This window comes from Modestobacter sp. NPDC049651 (assembly GCF_040659695.1).
Lineage (GTDB): Bacteria > Actinomycetota > Actinomycetes > Mycobacteriales > Geodermatophilaceae > Modestobacter.
The window spans coordinates 147,324-170,583 of sequence record NZ_JBFAOG010000005.1 but is presented as its reverse complement, the minus strand read 5'-3'; the positions used below and the strand labels follow the sequence as shown (position 1 = coordinate 170,583).

At 75.1% G+C, this 23,260-nt stretch carries 21 protein-coding genes; 16 read left to right on the top strand and 5 right to left on the bottom strand.

The window, feature by feature from the left end; all coding sequences use genetic code 11:
• The first annotated feature begins 9 nt into the window (after nucleotides 1-9).
• The 3 genes from AB0J00_RS09810 (at nucleotide 10) to AB0J00_RS09800 (ending at nucleotide 3,245) form a co-directional block, all read left to right on the top strand.
• The gene (locus AB0J00_RS09810; RefSeq protein ID WP_357743551.1) at nucleotides 10-1,239 is read left to right on the top strand and encodes an aromatic acid/H+ symport family MFS transporter; all 1,230 of its coding nucleotides are present in this window, start codon (nucleotides 10-12) and stop codon (nucleotides 1,237-1,239) included.
• 145 nt (nucleotides 1,240-1,384) lie between these two features.
• The gene (locus AB0J00_RS09805) at nucleotides 1,385-2,098 is read left to right on the top strand and encodes an alpha/beta hydrolase (protein ID WP_357743549.1); all 714 of its coding nucleotides are present in this window, start codon (nucleotides 1,385-1,387) and stop codon (nucleotides 2,096-2,098) included.
• 202 nt (nucleotides 2,099-2,300) lie between these two features.
• On the top strand, nucleotides 2,301-3,245 hold the full coding sequence (locus tag AB0J00_RS09800; RefSeq protein ID WP_357743547.1) for an AraC family transcriptional regulator: 945 nt from the start codon (nucleotides 2,301-2,303) through the stop codon (nucleotides 3,243-3,245).
• 18 nt (nucleotides 3,246-3,263) lie between these two features.
• Here AB0J00_RS09800 and AB0J00_RS09795 read toward each other — a convergent pair whose 3' ends face one another.
• On the bottom strand, nucleotides 3,264-3,959 hold the full coding sequence (locus tag AB0J00_RS09795) for an SDR family NAD(P)-dependent oxidoreductase (RefSeq protein ID WP_357743545.1): 696 nt from the start codon (nucleotides 3,957-3,959) through the stop codon (nucleotides 3,264-3,266).
• 102 nt (nucleotides 3,960-4,061) lie between these two features.
• Between AB0J00_RS09795 and AB0J00_RS09790 the strand changes: the two genes are divergently transcribed.
• On the top strand, nucleotides 4,062-4,883 hold the full coding sequence (locus tag AB0J00_RS09790; protein ID WP_357743543.1) for a helix-turn-helix transcriptional regulator: 822 nt from the start codon (nucleotides 4,062-4,064) through the stop codon (nucleotides 4,881-4,883).
• On the opposite strand, the gene AB0J00_RS09785 is transcribed toward AB0J00_RS09790, so the two are convergent.
• Nucleotides 4,884-6,326, bottom strand: coding sequence for an MDR family MFS transporter (locus AB0J00_RS09785; protein WP_357743542.1), 1,443 nt, complete (start codon nucleotides 6,324-6,326; stop codon nucleotides 4,884-4,886).
• A 185-nt stretch (nucleotides 6,327-6,511) separates the two neighbouring features.
• Here AB0J00_RS09785 and AB0J00_RS09780 point away from each other — a divergent pair, with 185 nt between their 5' ends.
• The 9 genes from AB0J00_RS09780 (at nucleotide 6,512) to AB0J00_RS09740 (ending at nucleotide 17,093) form a co-directional block, all read left to right on the top strand.
• The gene (locus AB0J00_RS09780; protein WP_357743540.1) at nucleotides 6,512-8,083 is read left to right on the top strand and encodes a TIGR03767 family metallophosphoesterase; all 1,572 of its coding nucleotides are present in this window, start codon (nucleotides 6,512-6,514) and stop codon (nucleotides 8,081-8,083) included.
• Nucleotides 8,084-8,227: 144 nt separating this feature from the next.
• Nucleotides 8,228-9,394 carry an ABC transporter substrate-binding protein gene (locus AB0J00_RS09775; protein WP_357743538.1) on the top strand — a complete coding sequence of 389 codons (1,167 nt, stop codon included), beginning with the start codon at nucleotides 8,228-8,230 and terminating at the stop codon, nucleotides 9,392-9,394.
• The gene (locus AB0J00_RS09770) at nucleotides 9,394-10,356 is read left to right on the top strand and encodes an ABC transporter permease subunit (RefSeq protein WP_357743536.1); all 963 of its coding nucleotides are present in this window, start codon (nucleotides 9,394-9,396) and stop codon (nucleotides 10,354-10,356) included. The genes AB0J00_RS09775 and AB0J00_RS09770 overlap by 1 nt, the downstream gene beginning before the upstream one ends.
• The gene (locus AB0J00_RS09765) at nucleotides 10,353-11,246 is read left to right on the top strand and encodes an ABC transporter permease subunit (protein ID WP_357743534.1); all 894 of its coding nucleotides are present in this window, start codon (nucleotides 10,353-10,355) and stop codon (nucleotides 11,244-11,246) included. Before AB0J00_RS09770 ends, AB0J00_RS09765 begins: the two co-directional genes overlap by 4 nt.
• Nucleotides 11,243-12,349 (top strand): ABC transporter ATP-binding protein, encoded by a 1,107-nt coding sequence (locus tag AB0J00_RS09760; RefSeq protein WP_357743532.1) that lies wholly within the window; start codon nucleotides 11,243-11,245, stop codon nucleotides 12,347-12,349. Before AB0J00_RS09765 ends, AB0J00_RS09760 begins: the two co-directional genes overlap by 4 nt.
• 5 nt (nucleotides 12,350-12,354) lie before the next feature.
• Nucleotides 12,355-12,678 (top strand): multidrug efflux SMR transporter, encoded by a 324-nt coding sequence (locus AB0J00_RS09755; RefSeq protein WP_357743530.1) that lies wholly within the window; start codon nucleotides 12,355-12,357, stop codon nucleotides 12,676-12,678.
• A gap of 144 nt (nucleotides 12,679-12,822) precedes the next feature.
• A complete protein-coding gene (locus AB0J00_RS09750; protein ID WP_357743529.1) occupies nucleotides 12,823-14,481 on the top strand; it encodes a M48 family metalloprotease in 1,659 nt (552 codons plus the stop codon).
• A 122-nt stretch (nucleotides 14,482-14,603) separates the two neighbouring features.
• Complete coding sequence (locus tag AB0J00_RS09745; RefSeq protein WP_357743527.1) at nucleotides 14,604-15,806, top strand: DUF222 domain-containing protein; 1,203 nt, start codon at nucleotides 14,604-14,606, stop codon at nucleotides 15,804-15,806.
• 63 nt (nucleotides 15,807-15,869) lie between these two features.
• Complete coding sequence (locus AB0J00_RS09740; RefSeq protein WP_357743525.1) at nucleotides 15,870-17,093, top strand: threonine synthase; 1,224 nt, start codon at nucleotides 15,870-15,872, stop codon at nucleotides 17,091-17,093.
• On the opposite strand, the gene AB0J00_RS09735 is transcribed toward AB0J00_RS09740, so the two are convergent.
• Nucleotides 17,080-18,423 (bottom strand): reverse transcriptase family protein, encoded by a 1,344-nt coding sequence (locus tag AB0J00_RS09735; RefSeq protein WP_357743523.1) that lies wholly within the window; start codon nucleotides 18,421-18,423, stop codon nucleotides 17,080-17,082. The two genes, AB0J00_RS09740 and AB0J00_RS09735, sit on opposite strands and share 14 nt — an antisense overlap.
• A gap of 518 nt (nucleotides 18,424-18,941) precedes the next feature.
• On the opposite strand from AB0J00_RS09735, the gene AB0J00_RS09730 reads away from it, so the two are divergent.
• Together AB0J00_RS09730 and AB0J00_RS09725 are read left to right on the top strand one after the other, a co-directional pair.
• Nucleotides 18,942-20,795: a lytic murein transglycosylase gene (locus AB0J00_RS09730; protein WP_357743521.1), complete on the top strand. Its 1,854-nt coding sequence runs from the start codon at nucleotides 18,942-18,944 to the stop codon at nucleotides 20,793-20,795.
• Nucleotides 20,788-21,372 (top strand): methyltransferase domain-containing protein, encoded by a 585-nt coding sequence (locus AB0J00_RS09725; protein ID WP_357743519.1) that lies wholly within the window; start codon nucleotides 20,788-20,790, stop codon nucleotides 21,370-21,372. The genes AB0J00_RS09730 and AB0J00_RS09725 overlap by 8 nt, the downstream gene beginning before the upstream one ends.
• A gap of 7 nt (nucleotides 21,373-21,379) precedes the next feature.
• On the opposite strand, the gene AB0J00_RS09720 is transcribed toward AB0J00_RS09725, so the two are convergent.
• Both AB0J00_RS09720 and AB0J00_RS09715 read right to left on the bottom strand, forming a co-directional pair.
• A complete protein-coding gene (locus AB0J00_RS09720) occupies nucleotides 21,380-21,904 on the bottom strand; it encodes a VanZ family protein (RefSeq protein WP_357743517.1) in 525 nt (174 codons plus the stop codon).
• Entirely contained in the window at nucleotides 21,901-22,584 is a 684-nt protein-coding gene (locus AB0J00_RS09715) for a sigma factor-like helix-turn-helix DNA-binding protein (protein ID WP_357743515.1), read from the bottom strand. The genes AB0J00_RS09720 and AB0J00_RS09715 overlap by 4 nt, the downstream gene beginning before the upstream one ends.
• A gap of 248 nt (nucleotides 22,585-22,832) precedes the next feature.
• Here AB0J00_RS09715 and AB0J00_RS09710 point away from each other — a divergent pair, with 248 nt between their 5' ends.
• Entirely contained in the window at nucleotides 22,833-23,237 is a 405-nt protein-coding gene (locus AB0J00_RS09710; protein ID WP_357743513.1) for a hypothetical protein, read from the top strand.
• Nucleotides 23,238-23,260: the final 23 nt, after the last annotated feature.

Genomic DNA, 23,260 nt, shown 5'->3' with positions numbered 1-23,260 from the left:
AGGAACCCCGTGCTCGAGCAACGGAGCTCGTGGCCCGCCGTCCTGTGCTGGCTCACCGTGCTGCTGGAGGGCTTCGACCTGGTGACGCTCGGCGCCACCAGCCTGGCCCTGCGCAACGCCGACACCCTGCAGATGACCCCGGAGCGGCTCACCCTGGTCGCGACGCTGTCGCTGGTCGGCGTGGCCGTCGGCGCCGCGTTCGTCGCGCCGCTGGCCGACCTGGTCGGCCGCCGCAAGGTGCTGCTCGGCTCGGTCGTCGTCTTCTCGGTGCTGACGATCGTGCAGCCGCTGTCACCCAACGTCGGGGTGTTCGCCACCCTGCGGCTGCTGGCCGGCCTCGGCCTGGGCGCGTGCATGCCGGTGGCGCTCGCGACGATGTCCGAGAGCGTGCCGGTGCAGCGGCGGGCGCGGGCGAGCACCACCACGATGACCGGCTACCACGCCGGTGCGGTCGCCGCGTCGCTGCTGGCGCTGGCGGTCGACGAGGCCTGGCACGTCCTCTACTACGTCGGCGGCGCCGCGGGCCTGGTGCTCACCGCCGTCATGTGGGCGAAGCTGCCGGAGACCTCGGACGTCGGGCGGCCCGCCCCCGCGACCGAGAAGGTCACCGTCGTCGACCTGGTCAAGCCGGGCATGCTGCGGACGACGCTCGCCGTCTGGACCAGCACGTTCATGGGCCTGCTGCTGGTGTACGGCCTCAACACGTGGCTGCCCAACCTGATGCGCGAGGCCGGCTACAGCGTCTCGACGTCGGTCACCCTGCTGCTGGTGCTCAACGCCGGCGGCATCGCCGGGATGCTGCTGGCCGGGTACATGGCCGACACCCGCGGCGTCACCCGCACCGTGCTCGCCTGGTTCGGCACGGGTGGGGTGCTGCTCGCCCTGCTGAGCATCCGGTTCGAGTCGGCGCTCCTGCTCAACGTGGTCATCTTCCTGACCGGCCTGTTCGTCTTCTCCGCGCAGGTGCTGGTCTACGCCTACGTCGCGCACACCCACCCGCAGCGGATCCGCGGCTCGGCGCTGGGCTTCACCTCCGGCGTCGGGCGGATCGGCGCGATCGTCGGCCCCACGATCACCGGGGCGTTCGTGAGCGCCGGGATCGCCCGCCCGTGGGGGTTCTGGTTCTTCGCGCTGGCCGCCTTCCTCGGCCTGGCGGCCATGGCGGTCGCGCCGCACGTCGGCCGGGTGCGCGCCGGCGACGACGCCGTCGCGACCCCGGTGGCCACCGCCCGGGGCTGAGCCAGCCGGTCCGAGAGGGCGGCTGGTCCGCGTCTGCACGGCCGTGTGCCGGGTCTGCACGACCGGCCGGCGGGGGTTTCCCGACGTGCACGCCGGCACCGAGGCTCCACCTGCCCGAACACCTCCCGAGAGGGGCAGGAGCCTCGTGACCACCACTCCCACCGTCGTCCTCGTGCACGGCGCGTTCGCCGACTCCGCCAGCTTCGCCGCCGTCGTCCCCGAGCTGCTCGACGACGGGCTGTCCGTCGTCGTCCCCGCCGTGCCCAACCGCAGCCTGGTCGGCGACGCCGCCTACATCGCGTCCGTCGTCCGGCAGATCGACGGGCCGGTCCTGCTCGTGGGCCACTCCTACGGCGGGGCGGTGATCACCGTCGCCGGCACGGAGGACAACGTCGTCGGCCTGGTCTACGTCGCCGGCTACGCGCTGGAGGAGGGGGAGAGCCTCGGCGAGCTGCAGGGCGGGTTCCCCGACTCCGACCTGGCCGCCGCCCTGGTCTACCGGCCCTTCCCGCAGCCCGGCGCCGAGGACGGCACCGACGTCTACGTCGACGTCGACAAGTTCCCGGCCGTGTTCGCCGCCGGTGTCGACCCGCAGCTGACCCGGGTGCTCGCGGTCTCCCAGCGGCCGCTCGCCGGTGCGGCGTTCGCCGAGAAGGCGCCGGCCGCAGCGTGGAGGACCAAGCCCTCGTGGGGGCTGGTCGCCGCCGCCGACCACACCATCAACCCGGACGTCGAGCGGTTCGGCTACTCCCGCGCCGGCATGACCGTGACCGAGGTCGACTCCTCCCACCTGGTGATGCTCGCCCACCCCGAGGCCGTCGCCGACCTGATCCGCGAGGCGGTGCGGGCGACCAGCTGAACCACCGGACCGGCGTCCGGCAGGCCCCGGCGGCGGGGTGACCGTGGTCGCGCCGGCTGCGGGCCCGCCGCGGGGCCGGTCGAACCGCTCCGACGTCACAGCGGGGTGAACTCGCGTGACGGACGGCGCCCGCGGTCGCCGGGCGCACCCGGTCCCGGCCCGGGCCCCCTACGCTCGGCCGCGATCTCGACCAGGGGGCCCGATGAGCGTGCTGCTCGACACCGACCTGCTGCCCGGGGCCGACCGGGCCGATGCCGTCCACGCCGCCTACGAGGGCCAGCGCCCGCGGCGCACCGTGGTGCTCGGTCCGCGGCCCGTGCGCCACCGCGTCGAACGCCTCGCCCTCGGGCCGGAGGTCCACCTGCTGCGGACCAGCGGCAACGCCCTCGACATCGTGCGCACCCCCGGGCAGGTGCGCGCGGACGCACCGGAGCACGTGGCCATCGGCTGGCACCGCCGCGGCGACGCGCTGGTGTCGACCGCCCGCGGCGACAGCGACGTCCCGGTCGGGGAGCTCACCTGCGTCGACATGACCGCGCCCTACCGGCTGAGCCACCGCACCGCCCACGACCACGACGTGCTCATCCTGAGCAACCGGCAGGTGGGGGTGCCGGTCGACGTCGTGCGCGCCGCGGTGCCCGCGCTGCGCCGCAGCCCCTTCTACGACCTGGTGCGCCGGCACCTGGCCGGACTGCACCGGGCGGTCGCCGCGTTGCCGGCCGAGCACCGGCCGCTGGCCGGGCAGGCCACCGCGGCGCTGGTGCGCGCGCTGCTCGCCACCGCGGCGGGGTCGGCGGCCGCCGTCGACGCGGTGGACGCTGCGCTCGAGGTGCGGATCACCCTGTACGTCGACGCCCACCTCGGCGACCGCGACCTCACCGTCGAGCGCATCGCCGCGGCGCACGCCGTCTCGGTGCGCCATCTCTACGACGTGTGGGCCCGTGCGGGGCACCAGCTGACGCCGGCCCAGTGGATCGCCGACCGGCGCCTGCAGCGGGCGCGGGAGCAGCTCGCCGTCGATCCGGGCGGTGTCGCCGTCGTCGCCCGCCGGTGCGGGTTCCCCGACGCGAGCCACTTCAGCCGGCGGTTCCGGCAGGCGTTCGGCGTCACCCCGACCGAGTGGCGGGCCACGGCGCCCGGTGGCTGAGCGCCGTGGCCCGGGAGGTCACCAGCCGACGGCGCCGTGCCGGTCGGTGAAGGTGCCGGTCGGGCCGTCGGCGCCGATGGTCGCCATCGCCACGATCGCGTCGGTGCCCTCGGTGAGGGTCTGCGGGCCGGAGTGGCCGTTGAAGTCGGTGGCCGTGTAGCCGGGGTCGACCGTGTTCACCCGCAGCTCGGGCAGGAACCGGGCGTACACCGACGTCAGCATGTTCACCGCCGCCTTGCTGGCCGAGTACGCGAGCGTGGGCAGCGTCGACTCGATCCGCGACTCGTCGGCGCGGACGGTGAACGAGCCCAGCCCGCTGGTGACGTTCACGACCACCGGCGCCGCCGACTCCTGCAGCAGCGGCAGGAAGGCGTGCGTCGTCCGGACGATCCCGATCGTGTTGGTGTCGAACACCGACAGCGCCGCAGGCCCGTCGAACTCCGCCACGCCGACGAACGGGCCGGAGATCCCGGCGTTGTTCACCAGCACGTCCAGGGTGCCGAACCGCTCGCGCACCTCCTCCGCCGCCGACGCCACCGACTCGTCGGACGTCACGTCGAGCTGCACCCACTCGACGCCCAGCTCCTCGGCCGCGCGCGCCCCGCGCTCCGGGTCGCGGGCGCCGATCACCACCCGGTGCCCCTGCTCCTTCAGCCGCCGGGCCGTCTCGTGGCCCAGGCTCTTGTTCCCACCGGTGATCAACGTCGTCGTCATGGCGACCACGGTGCCCCCGGCCGGGCGACGTCCGATGGGCCCCTTCGACCGTATGACCAGCAGTACCACCCAGCCGCGCCGCGGGCGCGCGATCATGGGGGCGTGACCGAGCGCGGGGAACTGGCGACGCTGCTGCGCGCATGGCGGGAGCGGCTGCCACCGGCGGCCGTCGGCTTCCCTGCGGGGCAGCGCCGCACCGCCGGTCTACGCCGCGAGGAGGTCGCCCTGCTGGCCGGCCTGTCGGTCGACTACCTGGTGCGGCTGGAGCAGGGCCGCGCGGAGCGGCCGTCGGCGCAGGTCGTCGCGTCGCTGGCCCGGGTGCTGCAGGTCGGCGAGTGCGAGCGCGACCAGCTGTTCCTCGCCGCTGGGCTGCCCGCACCCGGTCCGGGCGTGGTGCCCACGCACGTCCCGGCCAGCGTGCAGCGGCTGCTCGCCCGGCTCCCCGACGTCGCGGTCGGCGTCTGGACGGCGCACTGGACGCTGCTGTCGGTCAACGCGGCCTGGGAGGCGCTGCTCGGCCGCTTCCCGCCGGGGATGAACCTGGTGCAGGCGCAGTTCGCCGGCCGCGCCCCGCAGGTCGTCTGGACACCCCAGGAGCAGGAGCGGCACGAGCGGGCGCTGGTCTCCGACCTGCGATCGGCCGTCATCCGGTACCCCGACGACCCGTCGGTGCGGGCGCTGCTCGGGCAGCTGCAGGAGGACGAGCGGTTCGCCCGGCTGTGGGCCGAGGGCGTCGTCGCGGAGCACTCGTCGCGGCGCAAGACGTTCGACCACCCGGCCGTGGGCCCGGTGACGCTCGACTGCGACGTCTTCACCGCCTCCTGCACCGACCTGCGGATCGTCACCTACACGGCCGAGCCGGGCACCGAGGACGCGTCGCGGTTCGACCTGATCCGCACCCTCGGCGTCGGCGCGCCGGCCTGATCAGGCGGCGGCGGGCTGCTGCTCGGCCTGCCGGTCGCGGGGCATCAGCAGCACCGCGACCAGCAGCAGCACCGACACGCCCGCCGTCGCCAGGAAGACGTGGTGGACGGCGTCGGTCAGCAGGCCCGGCCCCACCCCGGCGCTCTCCAGCGACACCGCACCGAGCGTGCCGTTGACGACCGCGCCGAAGGCGGCGACGCCGACCGAGCTGCCCATCGACCGGAAGAACATGTTGGTGCCGGTGACCACGCCGCGCTGCTGCCAGCCGACCGCCGACTGGGCCGCGATCAGCGTGGGCGCGGCGGTGAGCCCCATGCCCAGGCCGATGACGAAGCAGGTCAGTCCCACCTGGACGACGCTCGAGGAGGCGTCCAGGAGCAGCAGCAGCGCGGCGCCGGCGAGCACGACGACCGCTCCGACGAGGGCGGTCGCCCGGATGCCGATGCGCAGGTACAGCCGGCCCGCCTGCGACGCGGAGACCGGCCAGCCGATGGTGAGCGCGGCGAGCGCGAACCCGGCGACCAGCGGGCCGGTGCCCAGCGCCTCCTGCACGTAGGTGGGCACGTAGGAGGTGAGCCCGAGCAGCACCGCGCCGACCGCCGCGGAGACCAGGCTGGTCGTGACGATCAGCCGGTGCCGGAAGAGGAACAGCGGGACGACCGGGTCCGCGGCCCGCCGCTCGACGAGCACGAACGCGACGAGCAGGACGACGCCGGCGGCCAGGACGGCGATGCTCTGCGGGGAGTCCCACGCCCACGCCTGGCCGCCCTCGAGCAGCCCGAGCACCAGCAGGGTCAGGCCGACGGTGAGCACCACCGCGCCGGGGTAGTCGATCCGCGGCCGGCTGCGCTCCACGCGCTCGGTGAACCGGCGGCCGATCATCGCGGCGGCGAGCAGGCAGAACGGGATGTTGACGAAGAAGATCCACCGCCAGCTGACGTACTCGCTGAACACGCCGCCCAGCGTCGGGCCGACCACCGAGCAGATGGCCCAGACGCTGGCGAGGTAGCCCTGCACGCGCGCCCGCTCGGCCAGGGAGTACAGGTCGCCGACGATCGTCATCGACATCGGCTGGACCGCGCCCGCGCCGATGCCCTGCACGGCGCGGAAGGCGATCAGCGCGCCCATGCTCCAGGCGAACCCGCAGAGCACCGAGCCGAGCAGGAACAGCCCGATGCCGAACAGCATCACCGGCTTGCGGCCGAAGACGTCGGCGAGCTTGCCGTAGACGGGCACGGTCACCGCCTGTGCGAGCAGGTAGATCGAGAACAGCCAGGGGAACTCGGCGAAGCCGCCGATGCTGTCGACGATCGAGGGCACCGCGGTGGCGATGATCGTCGAGTCGATCGCCACCAGGGCCGTGGAGAGCATGACGCCGATCAGCACCGGCCCCCGCTCGGAGCGGAAGCCGATCCCCGCTGCTGGTGTCGCCGTCGTGGTCACGCTGCTCCTCGCTCGGTGCGGCGGGGGACTGGTCCCCGCCGGGTTCGATGGTCCCCGGGCGGGCAGCGCTGTCCGACGTCGGGTGGTTCGCGCAACGAACGAGCGGGCGAGGAACTTCCCGCGCCGCTGCCGGCCCGACCGCCGCCGTTCACCGACCGTCCGCCTGCGCCGCCTTCACTCCGCGGATGACCACCACCACGACCACCGTCGGCGGCGGAGCCCCTGGCCGCGGCGGGTACCGCCGGCTGCGCCCGGGCCCGGGGGAGCCCCGGCTGGACCGGACCGACCTCGCGCCCGCGCCCCGGCACCCCGGGGAGCCGCTGCTGGGCATCGCCCACCTGTCCGACCTGCACGTGTGCGACGCCCAGTCGCCGGCCCGCGCGGAGTTCCTCGACCGCTTCGTCGACCCCGACTCCCCGGTCCGCGACCGGATCGAGGAGGTCGGCACCTACCGCGCGCAGGAACTGCTCACCGCGCAGGTGGTCGAGGCGATGGTGCGGGCGGTCAACGCGCTGGACGCCGGCCCGGTCGGCGGCCGCCCGCTCGACCTGGCGGTCGCCACCGGCGACAACACCGACAACGGCCAGGCCAACGAGCTCGCCTGGTACCTGGCGCTGCTCGACGGCGGGCCGGTGCGGCCGGACTCCGGCGACCTCACCCGGTACGAGGGCGTCGCCGACGCCACCGACGGCGACCCCCGCTACTGGCACCCCGACGCCCCCGCGGCCGACCTGCCGCGCGAGCGGTACGGCTTCCCGACGGTGCCCGGGCTGCTCGACGCCGCCCGCGCGCCGTTCGTCGCCACCGGTCTGCGGCTGCCGTGGCTCGCGGTGCACGGCAACCACGACCGGATGCTGCAGGGCACCGTGCCGGCCGCCGGGTTCCTGGCGGCGGCCGCGACCGGCGGGCGGAAGCCGGTCGGCTGGCTCGCCGAGCCGGACGACGACACGGTGGTGAAGCTCCTCGACGGGCTGGCCCGCTGCGACCCGGCCGCGATCGACGCGCTCCGCGACACCCGGCACCGCGCGGTCACCCCCGACCGCGGACGCCGGATCGTCGGCCGCGCGGAGTTCGTGGCCGCCCACCTCACCGCGGGCGCCCGGCCGCCGGGCCACGGGTTCACCCGGCCCGACCGCCCCTACCACCGGTTCGACCACCTCGCGCCGTCCGGCGCCGTCGTCACCCTGCTCACGCTCGACACCGTCGACGAGCACGGCGGCTGGCAGGGGTCGCTGGACGCACCGCAGTTCGAGTGGCTCGCCGCGGAGCTCGCGGCGGCCGACGCCAACCAGCGGCTGGTCGTGCTGGCCAGCCACCACCCGCTGCACACGCTGGTCAACGCGACGGGAGCCGACGGCGCACCCCGGCGGGTGCTGCGCGAGGAGGTGGCGGCGCTGCTCGCCCGGCACCGCTGCGTCGTCCTGTGGCTCAACGGGCACACCCACCGCAGCGCGGTCACCGCGCACGGCAGCTGGTGGGAGGTGACCGCGCCCTCGCTGATCGACTGGCCGCAGCAGGCCCGGGTCGTGGAGCTGCTCCGCGGGGACGGCGTGCTCACCATCGCCACCACGATGCTCGACCACGCCGGACCGGCCGACGCGGCCGCGGGGGAGGACCCCGTGCACCTGGCCGGGTTGTCCCGCGAGCTCGCCGCCAACGACTGGCAGGCCCGCGGCACCGCGCTCGAGAGCAACCCCCGCGCGGGCGCCGCGGCCGACCGGAACACGCTGCTGCACCTGCCCGACCCGTGGGCCTGACCAGTGCGTTGCCCTCGGAAACCGATGTGGTGCGACGTTCACCGACGCGTCGGTGCCGCGACACCGGCACGATCACTCCGCCTCGCAGGCTCTCCCCGGCCGGTCGGCGCGTGCCGCCCGGAACGACCGAAAGACGAGGTAGTGGTGCCTGATCGCACGAAGGCCCGGGCCGGCATGGCGCTGGTGGCCGGAGCCGTGCTCGCCGGCCTGGCCGCCTGTGGCGGCGGCGCGGACGCGAGCGAAGCGGCCGGCAGCGGCGGCGGCAAGGCCGTCGACTGGGCCACCGCGCAGTCGGCCGAGGCCGGCGGCGGCATGGACGCGCTCATCGCGGCCGCGAAGAAGGAGGGCACGCTCAACCTGATCGCCGTGCCCCGCACCTGGGCGAACTACGGCGAGATCATCGACGGCTTCGCGGCCAAGTACGACATCGAGATCAACAGCGAGAACCCGGACGGCTCCAGCGGCGACGAGATCAACGCGATCAAGTCGACGAAGGGCCAGTCCTCGGCGCCCGACGTGGTCGACATCGGCAACTCGTACGCGCTGTCCGGCGCCCAGGAGGGCCTGTTCGCGCCGTACAAGGTGAGCACCTGGAAGGACGTCCCCGAGGCGCAGAAGGACGCCGGCGGCCTCTGGTCCAGCGACTACGGCGGCTACGTCTCCATCGGCTGCAACATGGCGAAGGTCAGCACCTGCCCGACGACGCTCAAGGCGCTCGACGACCCGGCCTACAAGGGCATGGTGTCGCTGAACGGCGACCCGACGAGCGCGAACTCCGCGTTCAACGCCGTCTGGGCCGCAGCGCTGGCCAACGGCGGGTCGGCGAAGGACGTCCAGCCGGGCATCGACTTCTTCGGCAAGCTGAACAAGGACGGCGTCTTCAACAAGACCCAGGTGACCGACGCGACCGTGGCCTCCGGTGAGACCCCGATCGTGCTCGACTGGGACTACCTGAACGTCGGCAACGCGGCCGCGCTGAAGGCGCAGGGCGTCGACTGGAGCACCAACGTCCCGACCGACGGCCTGGTCTCCAGCTTCTACGCGCAGGCGGTCAGCACGAACGCGGCGCACCCGGCCGCGGCCCGGCTGTGGGAGGAGTACCTCTACAGCGACGAGGGGCAGAACCTCTGGCTGAAGGGCTCCGCCCGCCCGGTCCGGCTGCCGGCGATGCAGCAGGCCGGCACCGCCGACAAGGCCGCGCTCGCCGCGGTGCCGGAGGTGCAGGACGCCAAGCCGTTCAACCCCACGCAGGACCAGATCACGGCGGCCAAGGACGTCGTGACCCAGAAGTGGGCCGGCGCGGTCGCGTAGTGGTCACGGCAACCGCTCCGGGCCGGACCGCCGTCCGCCCGGTCAGCGGCGGCGCAGCCGGGGTCTCCCGGCTGCGCCGCCCGCGGCTGGGCTGGCTGGGTCTCGCGCCGTACTTCCTCTTCGTGGGCCTGTTCCTGCTGCTGCCCGTCGCGGTCATCCTGTTCAGCGCCTTCCGGCGGACGGACCGGGTGCGCGACCCGGTGACGCAGCAGTTCGTCGGCCGCACCTCGTTCACCGGTGAGAACGTCACCCGGACGTTCACCGGCATCTACCGCACGTCGCTGCTCAACAGCGTGGAGCTCTCCGCGCTCACCGCCGTGGTCGCCGGTGTGGTCGGGGTGCTGCTCGCGCACGCGGTGCTCACCAGCCGCAGCGGCGTCCTCCGGCAGGTCGTGACCGCGGCGGCCGCGGTGATGGCGAACTTCGGCGGCATCCCGCTGGCGTTCCTGTTCATCGCGACCATCGGCAACGCCGGCACGCTCACCGCGCTGCTGCAGGACCACCTCGGCGTCTCGGTGCAGGACGACCTGCACCTGCGGCTGACCACGGTCGGCGGCATCTGCGTCGTCTACCTGTACTTCCTCATCCCGCTGATGGTGCTGGTCGTGACCCCGGCGCTGGAGGGGCTGAAGCCGCAGTGGGCGGAGGCGGCCGGCAACCTGGGCGCCTCCCGCCGGCAGTACTGGCGGCTGGTCGCCGGGCCCGTGCTGCTGCCCACCTTCCTGGGCTCGCTGCTGCTGCTGTTCTGCTCGGCGTTCTCCGCCTACGCCACCGCGAACGCCCTCGTCGGCCAGTCGTTCCCGCTGGTACCGACGCAGATCGCGAACGTGCTCTCGGGCAACGTGCTCTCCGGCCAGGAGAACCTGGGCGCGGCGCTGGCGCTGGACATGGTCGTGGTCGTCGTGCCGCTGACCCTGCTGTACCTGGCGCTGCAGCGGCGGACCACGAGGTGGCTGGCGTGACCGCCGTCGTCGACGTCCCGGTGCCGGCCCCGCCGGCCGTGAACCGGTCGCGCTCGGCCCGCGGCTCGCTGCTCCGCTGGGTAGTGCTGACCGTCTGCGGCGTCTACTTCCTCGTGCCGCTCGCGTTCGCGTTCTGGTTCACCGTCCGCCGGCCCCGCGGGGGAGGGGTGAGCGGCAGCGCGTACTCGCAGCTGTTCACCACCGCGCCCAACGGGCAGTTCGGCATCGGGACGGCGCTGCTCACCTCGCTCGGCCTGGCCGCGGTGACCATCGTGATCACGCTGCTGCTGATGGTGCCCACCCAGCTGCTGCTGCACCTGCGCTACCCGCGGGTGCGGCCGGTGGTCGAGGTGCTGAGCCTGCTGCCGCTGGTGTTCCCACCGGTCGTGCTGGTCGTCGGCGTCTCCGACACCTTCACCTGGACCGGCGACCACCTGACCGGCCCGCTGGCGTCGTTGATCACCGGGCTGCGCGACCCCGGCTTCCCGGTGGTGCTCGCGCTGCTCTACGTGGTGCTCGCGCTGCCGTTCGCCTACCGGGCGCTGGACGCCGGCATCCGGTCGATCGACGCGCACACCCTGACCGAGGCCGCGCAGAACCTGGGCGCCGGCTGGCCCGCCGTCGTCTGGCGGGTGGTGCTGCCGAGCCTGCGGACCGCCGTGGTCAACGCCGCGTTCCTGTGCTTCGCCCTGGTGATGGGCGAGTACACGATCGCCTCGATCCTGCTCTACACCAAGCCGTTCCCCGTCTGGCTGGTGCAACTGCCCACCACCTCCGGTCAGGTCCAGGTGGCCGCCTCCGTGCTCAGCCTGCTGGTCGTGGAGCTGCTCCTGCTGCTGATCGGTGCACTCAACTGGCGGCGTGCCGCCCGACACGGGAGGACGTCATGACCCAGACCCTCACCCCCGCCGCCGTCGCCCCGCCCACGGCGGCGCCCGGCGCCTCGGTCGAGTTCCGCGGCGTGCACCGCCGGTTCGGCACCACCGCGGCGCTCGACGGGCTGGACCTGGCGCTGCGCCCCGGCGAGCTGCTCGCGCTGCTCGGCCCCTCGGGCTGCGGCAAGACGACGGCGCTGCGGCTGCTCGCCGGCTTCGACGAGCCGACGTCCGGGTCGATCCTGGTCGACGGCCGGGAGATGACCGGCGTGCCGGCCCGCAAGCGGGACATGGGGATGGTGTTCCAGTCCTACAGCCTGTTCCCGACGATGACCGCCGAGGACAACGTGGCGTTCGGGCTGCGGCTGCGCGGTCAGGCCGGCGGGCGGCGCCGGGCGCGGGCCCGCGAGCTGCTGGAGCTGGTCGGCCTCGCCGAGCACGTCGGCAAGTTCCCGCACCAGATGTCCGGCGGGCAGCAGCAGCGGGTCGCGCTCGCCCGGGCGCTGGCCGTCGCGCCGCGGGTGCTGCTGCTCGACGAGCCGCTGTCCGCGCTGGACGCGAAGGTCCGCGAGCAGCTGCGCGACGAGATCCGCCGCATCCAGCTGGAGCTCGGCGTCACGACGCTGTTCGTCACCCACGACCAGGAGGAGGCGCTGTCGATGGCCGACCGGGTCGGCGTGATGCGCGCCGGCCGGCTGGAGCAGTGCGCCGCGCCGGCGGTGCTCTACGACCGGCCCGCCACCCCGTTCGTCGCCGAGTTCGTGGGCACGATGAACCGGCTGCCGGGCGTCGTCGAGCTCGACGCGACGGTCCGGCTCGGGACGCAGCGGCTGCCGGTCGACCGGATCGCGGCCGTGCCACCGGCGGGGACCGCGGTGCTGGTGCTGGTGCGGCCGGAGGCGGTCGCCGCCACGGCCGACCCCGCCGGCGGGCACGAGGTCGCGGTGGCCACCTTCCGCGGGCCGACCACCCGGCTGCGGGTGCGGGCCGTCGCCGACGGCGCCGAGCTGCTCGCCGACGTCCCGTCCCACCGGGCCGCGGACCTCGCGCCCGGCACCCGGGTGGCGGTGGCGGTGCGCGAGCACGAGGTGCTGCTGGCGGAGACCACCGCCGGCTGACCCGGGTGGCCTACCTGCTGCTGGCCGGGGCGATCGCGGCGGAGGTCACCGCGACCTCGCTGCTGCCGCGCACGCACGGGTTCACCGCGCCCGGCGCCACCGCCGCCGTGGTGGCCGGGTACCTGCTGTGCCTCGCGCTGCTCGCCCAGGTGGTGCGGACCGTGCCCGTGGGGGTGGCGTACGCGATCTGGTCGGCGGTCGGCACGGTGGCCGTCGTGGTCATCGGGGCGGTGTTCCTCGGGCAGCCGCTGACCGGGTGGCAGGTCGCCGGCGTCACCCTGGTCGTGGCGGGCGTCGCGCTGCTGCACCTGGGCGGCGCGGCGCACTGAGGTTCTCGGACAGGGGGCGCGGCCGGTTCGAGTTGCGCCGGTCATCGATGCGGTCGACAGTGGCCGCGGCGCGGCTCGTGATCATGCGGGAACCGTGGGGGGACCAGCACAGACACCTGTCGTCGATGCTCGGGAAGACACCCCATGGCCGGCTACGTGCTCCGCCGCTCCGCCCTCTCGCTGTTCCTGCTCGCCGCGCTGCTGACCGCTGGTGGTGCCGTCCTGGTCGTCCTCGGCGTCCCGGTCTGGGTGCCGCTGGTGGTCTCGCTGCTGTTCCTCGCCGGGCAGTACGCGCTCGCGCCCGTCATCGTGCAGTGGCTGGTCCCGGCGACCCCGATCGCGTGGGTCGACGGTCGCTACGACACCGAGCACGAGCTCGGCGCGATCGTCGCGCGGCGCTGCGCCGAGGCCGGGGTCCGGCCGGTGCGGCTGGGCATCGTCGACGACGGGACGCCGAACGCCTTCACCTTCGGCCACCACCGGGGCGACGCCCGGATCTACGTCACCCGCGGGCTGCTGGAGCGGCTCGACGAGCGCGAGCTGGACGCCGTCGTCAGCCACGAGGTCGGCCACGTGCGGCACAACGACGTGGTCGTCATGGCGATCGCCAGCACGGTGCCCGTCGTCCTCTACTACGTCTACCTCTCGCTCCGGAGCAGCAACAACGCGAACACCGCCATCCCGGCGGTCATCGGGTACCTCGGCTACCTGCTGTCGCAGTTCGTCGTCCTCGCGCTCAGCCGGGCACGGGAGCTCGGGGCCGACCACTACAGCTGCACGGTCACCCGGGACGGCGACGCGTTGTGCTCGGCGCTGGTGTCGATCGGGTACGGCATGGGCCAGGTCGACGCCGCCCGGGTCTCGCGCGCCGCCGCTGCGGCGCAGGGCAAGGACAAGGAGGCCAAGCGGGCCGCGGCCAAGGAGGAGCGCCGCCGGCACCGGGTGCGCGCGGTCGGCGTCCTCGGCATCGCCGACCAGGCGCAGGGCGCCACCGTGCTCGCCGCCCGCGAGCGGGGGCTGGAGCCGCGCGAGGTCGTCGGCGCGCTGCGCTGGGACACCTGCAACCCGTGGGCCCGCTTCACCCAGCTGTTCAGCACCCACCCGCTGGTCGTCCGGCGGATCGCGGCGCTGGAGGGCAGCGGTCTGCCGGGCGCTCCCCGGCAGTGGAGCGCCCGCGAGGTGGCCGAGTCGTGCGCGGGCCCGGACCTCTCGCGGGCCCGACGCCGGTTCTGGCTCGAGTTGCCGGTCAACTACCTCCCGCTGGTCGCGCTGCTGGTCGGGGTGGTCGCGTGGGGCTCCCACTCCTGGCTGCTGCTCGCGCAGGCGGCGACGGTCGGTGGTGCGGCGCTCTTCGTCCGGACGTCGTTCCAGCGGCCGCTGCTGCCCAGCCGACCGCAACCGCGGGTCGCCTCGCTGCTCACCCGCCTCGACGCCAACCCGGTCACCGGCCTGCCGGTCGAGGTGCACGGGCGCGTCGTCGGCCGCGGCACCCCCGGGTACGTGCTGAGCCCGGACGTCGTGGTCCAGGACGGGTCCGGCTTCGTCCCGGTCCTCTACCGCCAGCCGTGGCCCTTCGCCCGGTCGCTGTTCGGCCTCCTCCGGGTGCCCGACCTCGTCGACCAGGACGTCGTCGTGCGCGGCTGGTACCGGCGCGGCCCGGCTCCGCTGCTGGAGCTGCGTGAGCTGGTGCCCGCGGAGGGCCGGCGCGTGCGCGGGTTCCAGTGGGTGGCGGTCTACCTGGTCTCCGCCCTGCTGGCGGTCGCTGGGGCGACGGCCTGGGTGCTGGTCGGCTTCCTCGGCTGACGTTCCGGTTCCGCGCCAGCCACCGCGGGACTGATCGGCCGGTTGACCTGGGCATTCGTCTGGTGAGGGCGGTCGTTCCCCGGTAGACTTCGTACACACGTTCGAAGTCGTCGGGAGGTGTCATGCACCCGTTGCTGGCGTTGCTCGGTGACCTCTCGCGGCAGGACCTGCACGGCTTGTCCGACGGGGAGGCCCTGGACCGGACGGCGCTGCTGGTGGCGGCGGGGAACCTGGTGGCCGCGGAGCTGACCCGCACCGCGCGGCACGCGGAGACCACGCAGGCGCCCGAGCGCGACGGGCTGAAGAGCATGCGGTCGTGGCTGGTCGGGCACCAGCGGCTGGCGAAGAAGGACGCGTCGCAGCTGCTGCGCGCCGGCCGGCTGCTGGCGCACTTCCCGCAGGTGGCGGCCGGGTTCGCTGACGGGTCGATCAGCGCGGCGCAGGTGAAGGTCATCGCTGGTGCGGTGGGCCCCAAGCAGCTCGCCCAGGCGGTGGCGCAGGACATCGACCTGACCGCGTTCGACGAGGCCTGGGCGCGGGTGGCGCGGGAGTCCTCGCACGACGCGTTGAAGATCGCTGTGGGGGCCTTCAAGGAGGCGCTGGACCCCGATGGGCCCGAGCCGGACCCGACCGAGGAACGGTCGTTGTCGATGGTCAAGCACGCCGACGGGTCGATCAGCGGCCGGTTCCACTTCGACGCCGTTGCCGGGGCGAAGGTGCAGGCCGCCCTGGAGTCCCAGGTGCAGGCCCACCGCCCCAAGGGCGACACCCGCAACCGGCGTCAGCAGCAGGGCGATGCGTTCGTGCAGATCGCGGACAACCAGCTCGCCAGCGGTCAGCTGCCGATCCTGCGGAGCGAGAAGCCGCACGTGGTCGTCCAGGTGCAGCTGGAGGACCTGATCGACCCCGCGACCGGCGCCCAGACGGCGACCATGGGGTTCGGGGCGCAGATCTCCGCCGCCCGGGCCCGGTGGCTGGCCTGCGACGCCGTCGTCTCCCGCGTGGTGATGGGTCCGGACGGGACGCCGTTGGACTACGGGCGAAGGCACCGCATCGTGCCGGCGGGCCTCCGCCGAGCAGTCGTCGCCCGGGACAGGACGTGCGTGTTCGCCGGGTGCGGGGCGCCGCACTGGTGGGCCGATGTCCACCACCTCGTGCACTGGATCAACGGCGGTGAGACCAGCCTCGAGAACTCAGCGTTGTTGTGCGAACGGCACCACACCAAGGTCCACCATGGGTTCTCAGTCGTTCGAGATCCCGGCGGCCGATGGCGCACCTACCGCCCCGACGGCACCGAGATCATCATCGGACCCCTCATCCAGTAGTGCGCTTCCGGTGTGGATCACCGGCGCGGGCAGACTGCGCCGGTGACCTCTGCTGCGCCGTCAGTGCCCCGGCCTTCCGTCTCCGCGCTGTCCCACCTGGAGTGCTCCCGCGACGGTTCGCGGCACGACGCCGACGTCGTCCAGGGCACGTCGTCGCTCGGCGCCCCGCTGCTGGCCCGCTACGACCTCGACCGCGTCGCCGGCACCGTGACCCGCGAGGAGATCGCCGGCCGCGCGCCCACGCTGTGGCGGTACGCCGAACTGCTGCCGGTGCGCGACCCGCGGCACGTGGTCAGCCTCGGCGAGGGTATGACGCCGCTGCTCGACCTGCCCACCGCGGGCGCCCGGCTCGGCGTCCCGGCCCTGCGCATGAAGGACGAGGGCCTCCTGCCGACCGGCGCGTTCAAGGCGCGCGGCGCCGCCGTCGGCGTCTCCCGAGCCCGGGAGCTCGGCGTGCAGGGCATCGCCATGCCCACCAACGGCAACGCCGGCGCGGCCTGGGCTGCGTACGCGGCCCGCGCCGGCCTCGGTGCGCTCATCGCCATGCCGGTCGACGCACCGGAGATCACCCGGCGCGAGTGCGTCGTCACCGGCGCCGAGCTGTACCTCGTCGACGGGCTGATCGGCGACGCCGGGGCGATCGTGCAGCGGGAGGTCGCAGACCGGCCCGGATGGCAGGACACCTCCACGCTGCGCGAGCCCTACCGCATCGAGGGCAAGAAGACGATGGGCTACGAGATCGCCGAGCAGCTCGGCTGGCGCTGCCCCGACGTGATCCTCTACCCGACGGGTGGCGGCGTCGGGATCATCGCGATCCACAAGGCGCTGCTCGAGCTGAAGGCCCTCGGCTGGATCATCGGTGACCTGCCGCGGCTGGTCGCCGTCCAGGCCGCCGGTTGCGCGCCGATCGTCGACGCCTTCCTGGCCGGGCGGGACGAGAGCACGGCGCCCGCCGATCCGCGCACCGTCGCCTTCGGCATCACGGTGCCCAAGCCGCTGGGTGACTTCCTGGTGCTCGACGCGGTCCGTGCCACCGGTGGCACCGCGGTCGCGGTCACCGACGACGAGCTGCTCGCCGCGCAGCACCAGCTCGCCCGCGACGAGGGCACCTGGACCTGCCCCGAGGGCGCGGCCTGCTTCGCCGCGGTCGGGCAGCTGCGCGAGGCCGGCTGGCTGGGCAGCAGCGACGAGGTCGTCGTCCTCAACACCGGCAGCGGCCTGCTCTACCCGGACACGGTGCCGGTCGACGTCCCGACGCTGGCGAGGGACGGCGTCATCCCGCGGTGACGCCCCAGTCGATGCGGTCGGCCAGCGCGCGCAGCCGGGCACCGGACACCGGGTCCACCGACGCGGCCCACGCCACCCGGCCCAGCACGTGGTCGCGGAACGTCGCCGGGTCGCGGTCGCGGACCTGCGTCGTCCACCCGTGCACGGCGCAGTTGTGCAGCAGCGCCCGCAGCGCGTCCCGCTCCGGCCGCGGGAGCGCGGGGCGCACGTTGACCACCGCCCCGAGCACCGACTGCCGCCGGGACGACGGCGCCGACCGCGTCTTCGCCGCGTTCAGCGCGAACCCCTCCTCGGTCACCACCTCACCGACCAGCCGCTCGAACCGGCCGCGGTCGAGACCGCGGTCCCCGCTGAACGTGAGGTCGTCGACGTAGCGGGTGTACGTGGCCCCGAACGACGCGGCGAGCCCGGTCAGTCGCCGGTCCAGCCGGAAGCACACCAGGTTGGCCAGCGCCGGGGACGTCGGTGCGCCCTGCGGCAGGTGCGGCACCGCGAGCCGCCGGCCCAGCCGCCGGTGCCGCTCGTCGTCCGGTGGCGCCGGGACGGCGGCCCACACCGCCCGCGGCACCACGGTGGTCACCAGCCCGGTGACCGCGTGCGCCACCGGTTCGGTCAGCCCGCCCACCGTGCGGAGCAGGCCGTGCACCCGGCCCGCCGCGACGCCCGCGAAGAACGACTCCAGGTCCAGCTGCAGCACCACCGCCGCCCCGGTGTGCGGCGCCGCCGCGGTGCGCACCGACCGACCGGGCACGCAGCCGTGCGCCGCGTCGTGCACCGGCAACGGACCCACGACGTGCCGCAGCAGCCGGCGCTGGGCCTCCTTCAGCCGTGGCTTCGGCGCGGCCAGCAACCGGACGCCGGACCGCGTCTCGCGCACCGTCCACCGGTAGTGCCGCAGCGGTTCGGCCGCCGTGCGCTCCAGCCGGTGCGCGTCGGCGAACCAGGCCAGCTCGGCGGTGTCGAGATCCAGCAGCCGGGCCACGGCGGCGAGGTCGGGCAGGTCGGCCACCCCGCGCCGGCGCGCGACCACCGCCGTCGGCGCGGGCTGCCAGCGCACCACCCGCGGTCGGGGCACCAGCACCCGGCTGCGCCGCCAGCCCTCCGTCGTCCGCACGAAGTCGGCGAGCTCCCGCGGCCGGTCGGCCGGCGGGTGCTCGTAGGCGGCCAGCACCTCGCCGACGAGCCGGCCGACCCACCGGGGCGCCCGCTCCGCTCCCAGCGCCACCGCCGTGCGGCGGACCATCTCGCGGCGCTGCCACCGGCCACCGAGCAGCGCGGTCGCGAGGCCGGCCGCGGTGACCTCGAGTCGGCGCTCGACCTTCGTCGTCACTGCCGAGGTGCGCGACGGGGAGCGCAGCCTGCCCCGGACAGGGGCGCCGGGAGGTGCGCGGAGCGCACTGGACGGCGGGTGACGCGATGCCGAGCTGGCGAGCGGCCCCCGGGGTTGCCCCGGGGAGACCGGACTGCTCCGGTCGTCCTGCTCTCCCCGTCGCGCACCGGCACACCGTAGGGGCCGTTCGCTCCCGGCGGTGCTCGTTGCGTTGCGGAACGGGATTGCGGCCGGTCGGCGGCGAGTCGCGGCGACACGCGGGCGCGCCCGTCGGGCCGGCGGCCGGCCGCGCCGATGGGCATGGCGCGGTCCGGTGCTCAGCCTTACGGTCGGGTCGGTGGCCGGGGACCGCCCCGCCACCGAGCGACCACGGCAGCGACGACGGGGACGGCGCCTTGGACTCTCCAGCGGACCCACCGACCGGACGCACTGCCCCCACGAGAGGGGCGCACCGCGCCGGGCGCACGGTCTCACCGCCCGTCCCGCCCCGCCGGATCCGCCGGTTGCGTGCCCGGGGTGTGCCGCGCGGCCCGAAGCTCGTCGCCACGGCCGGCCTCGCGGCCGCAGCCATCGCGGTCATGCCGGCGGCCAGCGCGCTGCCGGTGCTGGACGCCGCCGCCACCTCCACCCGGCCGGTCGCCCCGCTGCTCGGCCGCACCGTGCCGCTGGCCGCGGTGGGGGAGACGGTTCCGCCCGTTCCCGACACCCCGCCTCCCGGGACCGAGCCCCCGACCCGGGCCGGCGCACCGGAGCCACCGGCCGACCTCGACGTGCCCCCGCCCGACGTCGGTGTGCCGGCCCTCGACCTGGTGATCGACACCAGCGGCATCGGCTCCCGGCTGGCCGGCAACGGCATCCCCGCGACCGCGCTGGACGCCTACACCCGCGCCGCCGACCGCCGCGCCGGGTGCGGCATCAGCTGGAGCCTCGTCGCCGCCATCGGGCGGGTCGAGTCCAACCACGGCCGGTTCGCCGGCGCGGTGCTCTCGACGGCCGGGACGTCGTACCCGCGGATCATCGGTCTCCAGCTCAACGGCAGCGGGACGGCGACGATCCTCGACACCGACGGCGGGCGGCTGGACGGCGACCGCACGCACGACCGCGCCGTCGGGCCGATGCAGTTCATCCCGTCGACCTGGAGCAGGTACGCCAGCGACGGCAACGGCGACGGCACGAGCGACCCGTTCAACATCTACGACGCCGCGCTCGCCACCGCGACGTACCTCTGCGCCGCCGGCGGCGGGGACCTCGGCGGTGAGGCCGCGCAGGCCCGGGCCGTGTTCGCCTACAACCACTCCGCCGAGTACGTGGCCAGCGTGCTCGGCCTGGCAGCCACCTACGGCGGGACGCCCCCACCGGAGGTCCCGGACGACGTCGCGGCCGAGGAGCCGCTGCTGCCGCCCGCCGACCCCGCCGAGCCGCCGGCGATCAGCGTCGTCGACCCACCCGCGCCCGCGGTGCAGCCGGCCGACGCCGACCAGCCCGCCCCCGTCGCCGAGCCGCCCGTCGTCGAGGCGCCTGCCCTGCCGGTCACCGACCCGGCGGTCACGGACCCGCCCGTGCTGGCGGCGTCGGAGACCCCGCTGGTGTCCGAGACGCCGCCGGTGACCGAGACCCCGCCGTTGACCGAGACCCCGCCGGTGACCGAGACCCCGCCGGGGACCGAGACCCCGCCGGCGTCCGAGACCCCGCCGGAGCCGGGGACCGAGACGCCGGCGCCGCTGCCCGCGACGGAGGCGCCCACCCCGCCGTCGGGCTCGGAGACGCCTACGCCACTGCCTGCGTCGGAGCCGCCGGCGACGGAGACCCCGGCACCGCCCACCACGCCCAGCCCGGAACCACCGCTGAGCCCGGAGCCGTCGCCGAGCCCGGAACCGGAGCCCAGCCCGGAGCCGTCGCCGAGCCCGGAGCCGGAGCCCAGCCCGGAACCACCGCTGAGCCCGGAGCCGTCGCCGAGCCCGGAGCCGGAGCCCAGCCCGGAGCCGGCTCCGGTCCCGGAGCCCAGCCCCGAGCCGGCTCCGGTCCCGGAGCCTGACCCGGCGCCGGCCTGCCCGACCCTCACCGTCGACGTCGTCGACGGCACCGGCGACCAGGCCGCCGGCGAGGAGGTGGCCGCACACCTGCGGGGTGGCGACCTCACCGTGGGCGGCGTCGGCGCCCCGGCCGGCCCGGTGACCTCCGGCATCGAGTTCCCCGCGGACCTGCGGGCGGAGGCCGAGCAGCTCGCGGTGGCGCTCGGCGTCCCGGACCTGCTGCGGGTCGCCGACGTCCCGCACGTGACCGTCGTGCTCGGCGCCGACGACGCCGCCCCGCTGCAGCAGGCGGTCGCCGGGTTCACCGGCCTGCCCTGCGACGACGGTGCGGATGGCTGAGCCGCAGACCTTCTTCGGGTCCCGGGCCGCGGGCTGGGAGGAGCGGTTCCCCGACGACGGCCCGCGCTACGAGCAGGCGGTCGCCGAGCTCGGCGTGGGCATCGGCGACCGGGTCCTCGACGCCGGGTGCGGCACCGGCCGCGCGCTGCCGGTGCTCCGGGCGGCGGTCGGTCCGCGCGGCTCCGTGCTCGGCGTCGACGTCACGCCCGAGATGCTCGCCACCGCACGGGAGCGGGGCCGCGGCGAGCTCGCCCAGCTGGTCCGGGCCGACGTCCCGCGGCTGCCGCTCGCCGACGGACGGCTGGACGCCGTCTTCGCCGCCGGCCTGGTCTCGCACCTGGACGACCCGGTCGCCGGGCTCGCCGAGCTGGCCCGGGTCAGCCGGCCCGGCGCCCGGCTGGCGTTGTTCCACCCGGTGGGTCGCGCCGCCCTGGCCCGCCGGCACGGCCGGGAGCTCAACCCCGACGACCTGCGCGGCGAGCCCCGGATCCGCGCGGCGCTGACTGCCGCCGGGTGGACCGCGACCGCTGTCGACGACGCCGCGGACCGCTGGCTGGTGCTCGCCGTCCGCGGGTAGCCCGCGGTCAGGCGCGCCGCGCCGAGCGCACCACCAGCAGGGCGAGCCCGGCGACCGCCGCTCCGGCGGCGGCACCCAGCCCGTTGCAGACGACGTCGGCGAACGAGCTGACCCGGGTGGTCAGCGTCGCCTGCCAGCTCTCCACGGCCACCGACAGCGCCGTCGCCGCGAGCGTGGCCATGACCGGCCGGTGCAGCAGCAGCGTCAGCGCGGCGCCCAGCGGCACGAACAGCGCGACGTTCAGCGCGGCGTCCGGCGCGGAGGTCCAGGCGGCCAGGCCGGCGTCGTCGGGGCGCAGGTGGCGGGCGATGCTGTCCAGCGCGCCGGGCACGACCGACAGGTCGCCCCACCCACCGGACGGCACGACCGTCACCCCGAGCACCACTGCCAGCGTGAGCCCGGTCAGCGCGGTGGCCGCGCGGCGTCGCGGCACGACCAGCGCGGCTGCGGCGCCCAGCCCGGCGACCACCGCCATCGTCGCGAGCACCGACGGGTCGGTCGCGAAGTGCGCCACGTACCAGCCGTCGGTCACGGGAGCACCGCCGTCCGGGTGCCGGGCGCGGCCGGGGACGGCGCACCCGCGTCGGGGCGGCGGCGCCGGGAGCGCACCAGGGCCCGGTGACCGCGGTCGAGGTCGCCCTGCAGGGTGGCCGGGTCCGGCGCCGGGACCTCCAGCCAGGCGGCGGTACCGCGCAGCACCTCGTCGAGGACGGCCGCCGGCCGGGCGGGCGCCGGGGCCACCAGCAGGTCGGCCAGCTCCTCGTGCAGCCGGGCGACGCCGAGGGCGGCCTCGCGCGAGGCGGTGAGCTCCGCGCAGCCGAGCACGTCGGCGACCTGCGCGGCGGGCAGCCGCTCCACCCGGCGCAGCACGACCGCGGCGCGGGTGTGCAGCGGCAGCGTCGAGAGGGCGGTGAGCACGGCGTGCTCGAGCGGCGGCAGCACCGGGGCGGCGAGCGCCGGGAACGCGCCCCGCCGTCCGCTGCGGCGGACCGCCTCCACGAGCACCCGGACCGACTGCCCGGGCGCGCCGGTGCGGCCGGTGACCGGCCACGCCAGGTAGCCGCGGGTGAGCGCTGTGCGGACGGCGGTCTCGGCGTGCAGCGGGTCGCCGCCGCACAGCAGCGCGGCCACCCGGAGCAGCGCGGGCCGCAGGTCGGCGGCGAAGCCGAGGAAGTCGTCGTCCCGGTCCAGCCGGGTGCTCCCGAGCAGCATCAGCGTCTCCAATCGCAGGGTCGCCCCAGCGTGGACCCGCGCCCGTGTGGCCGATGTCAGGGATGTCCTTATCCCGCCTTTATGCGCAATGACCGCGGTGGCCGGAAAAAAGTTTCGACGGAATGGTCAAGGAATCCATTTCCCGCGTCGATCAACGCAGTGTCATGGAAGACGGCCCCTCGTCACCGGACCGGGTGAACCTGCACCGTTCCAGTGCCGCTGGGCCACCGAGAGACATGGAGTCTCCGATGCGCAAGTCCCGTGTTCTGCTCGCCGGTGCGGCCGTGGTGACCGCTGCTGCCGCCGCCGGCTCCGCCTTCACCGCCGGCAACGACACCAGCGCCGTCACCAACCAGGTCGCCGGTTACGGCCAGGTCCAGGTCACCGGCGTGAAGGTCACCGACATCGCCTACGTGCCGCGCACCACCGACGGCACCTACCTGGACGGCGTGGACTTCACGCTGGACGGCAACGTCACGCTCGACGACGCCGTCAACGACGCCACGCTGACCCTGAAGAGCAACGCGGACGACGTCGTCGGCTCGCCGTTCACCTGCGTGATCGTCTCCAGCTCGTCGATCACCTGCGACACGACCGCCCAGAACGTGAAGTTCGCGTCCTTCACCCACACCGGTCTCACGGTCGTCCACTGACCTGTTCCCGGACGGCCGGCCAC

Excerpts from the sequence above, each read along its gene's own strand:
- AB0J00_RS09800 (WP_357743547.1), top strand. The coding sequence starts at position 2,301 with ATGAGCGTGCTGCTCGACACCGACCTGCTGCCCGGGGCCGACCGGGCC.
- AB0J00_RS09745 (WP_357743527.1), top strand. The coding sequence starts at position 14,604 with ATGCACCCGTTGCTGGCGTTGCTCGGTGACCTCTCGCGGCAGGACCTG.
- AB0J00_RS09710 (WP_357743513.1), top strand. The coding sequence starts at position 22,833 with ATGCGCAAGTCCCGTGTTCTGCTCGCCGGTGCGGCCGTGGTGACCGCT.
- AB0J00_RS09725 (WP_357743519.1), top strand. The coding sequence starts at position 20,788 with ATGGCTGAGCCGCAGACCTTCTTCGGGTCCCGGGCCGCGGGCTGGGAG.
- AB0J00_RS09780 (WP_357743540.1), top strand. The coding sequence starts at position 6,512 with ATGACCACCACCACGACCACCGTCGGCGGCGGAGCCCCTGGCCGCGGC.
- AB0J00_RS09750 (WP_357743529.1), top strand. The coding sequence starts at position 12,823 with ATGGCCGGCTACGTGCTCCGCCGCTCCGCCCTCTCGCTGTTCCTGCTC.
- AB0J00_RS09760 (WP_357743532.1), top strand. The coding sequence starts at position 11,243 with ATGACCCAGACCCTCACCCCCGCCGCCGTCGCCCCGCCCACGGCGGCG.
- AB0J00_RS09715 (WP_357743515.1), bottom strand. The coding sequence starts at position 22,584 with ATGCTGCTCGGGAGCACCCGGCTGGACCGGGACGACGACTTCCTCGGC.
- AB0J00_RS09795 (WP_357743545.1), bottom strand. The coding sequence starts at position 3,959 with ATGACGACGACGTTGATCACCGGTGGGAACAAGAGCCTGGGCCACGAG.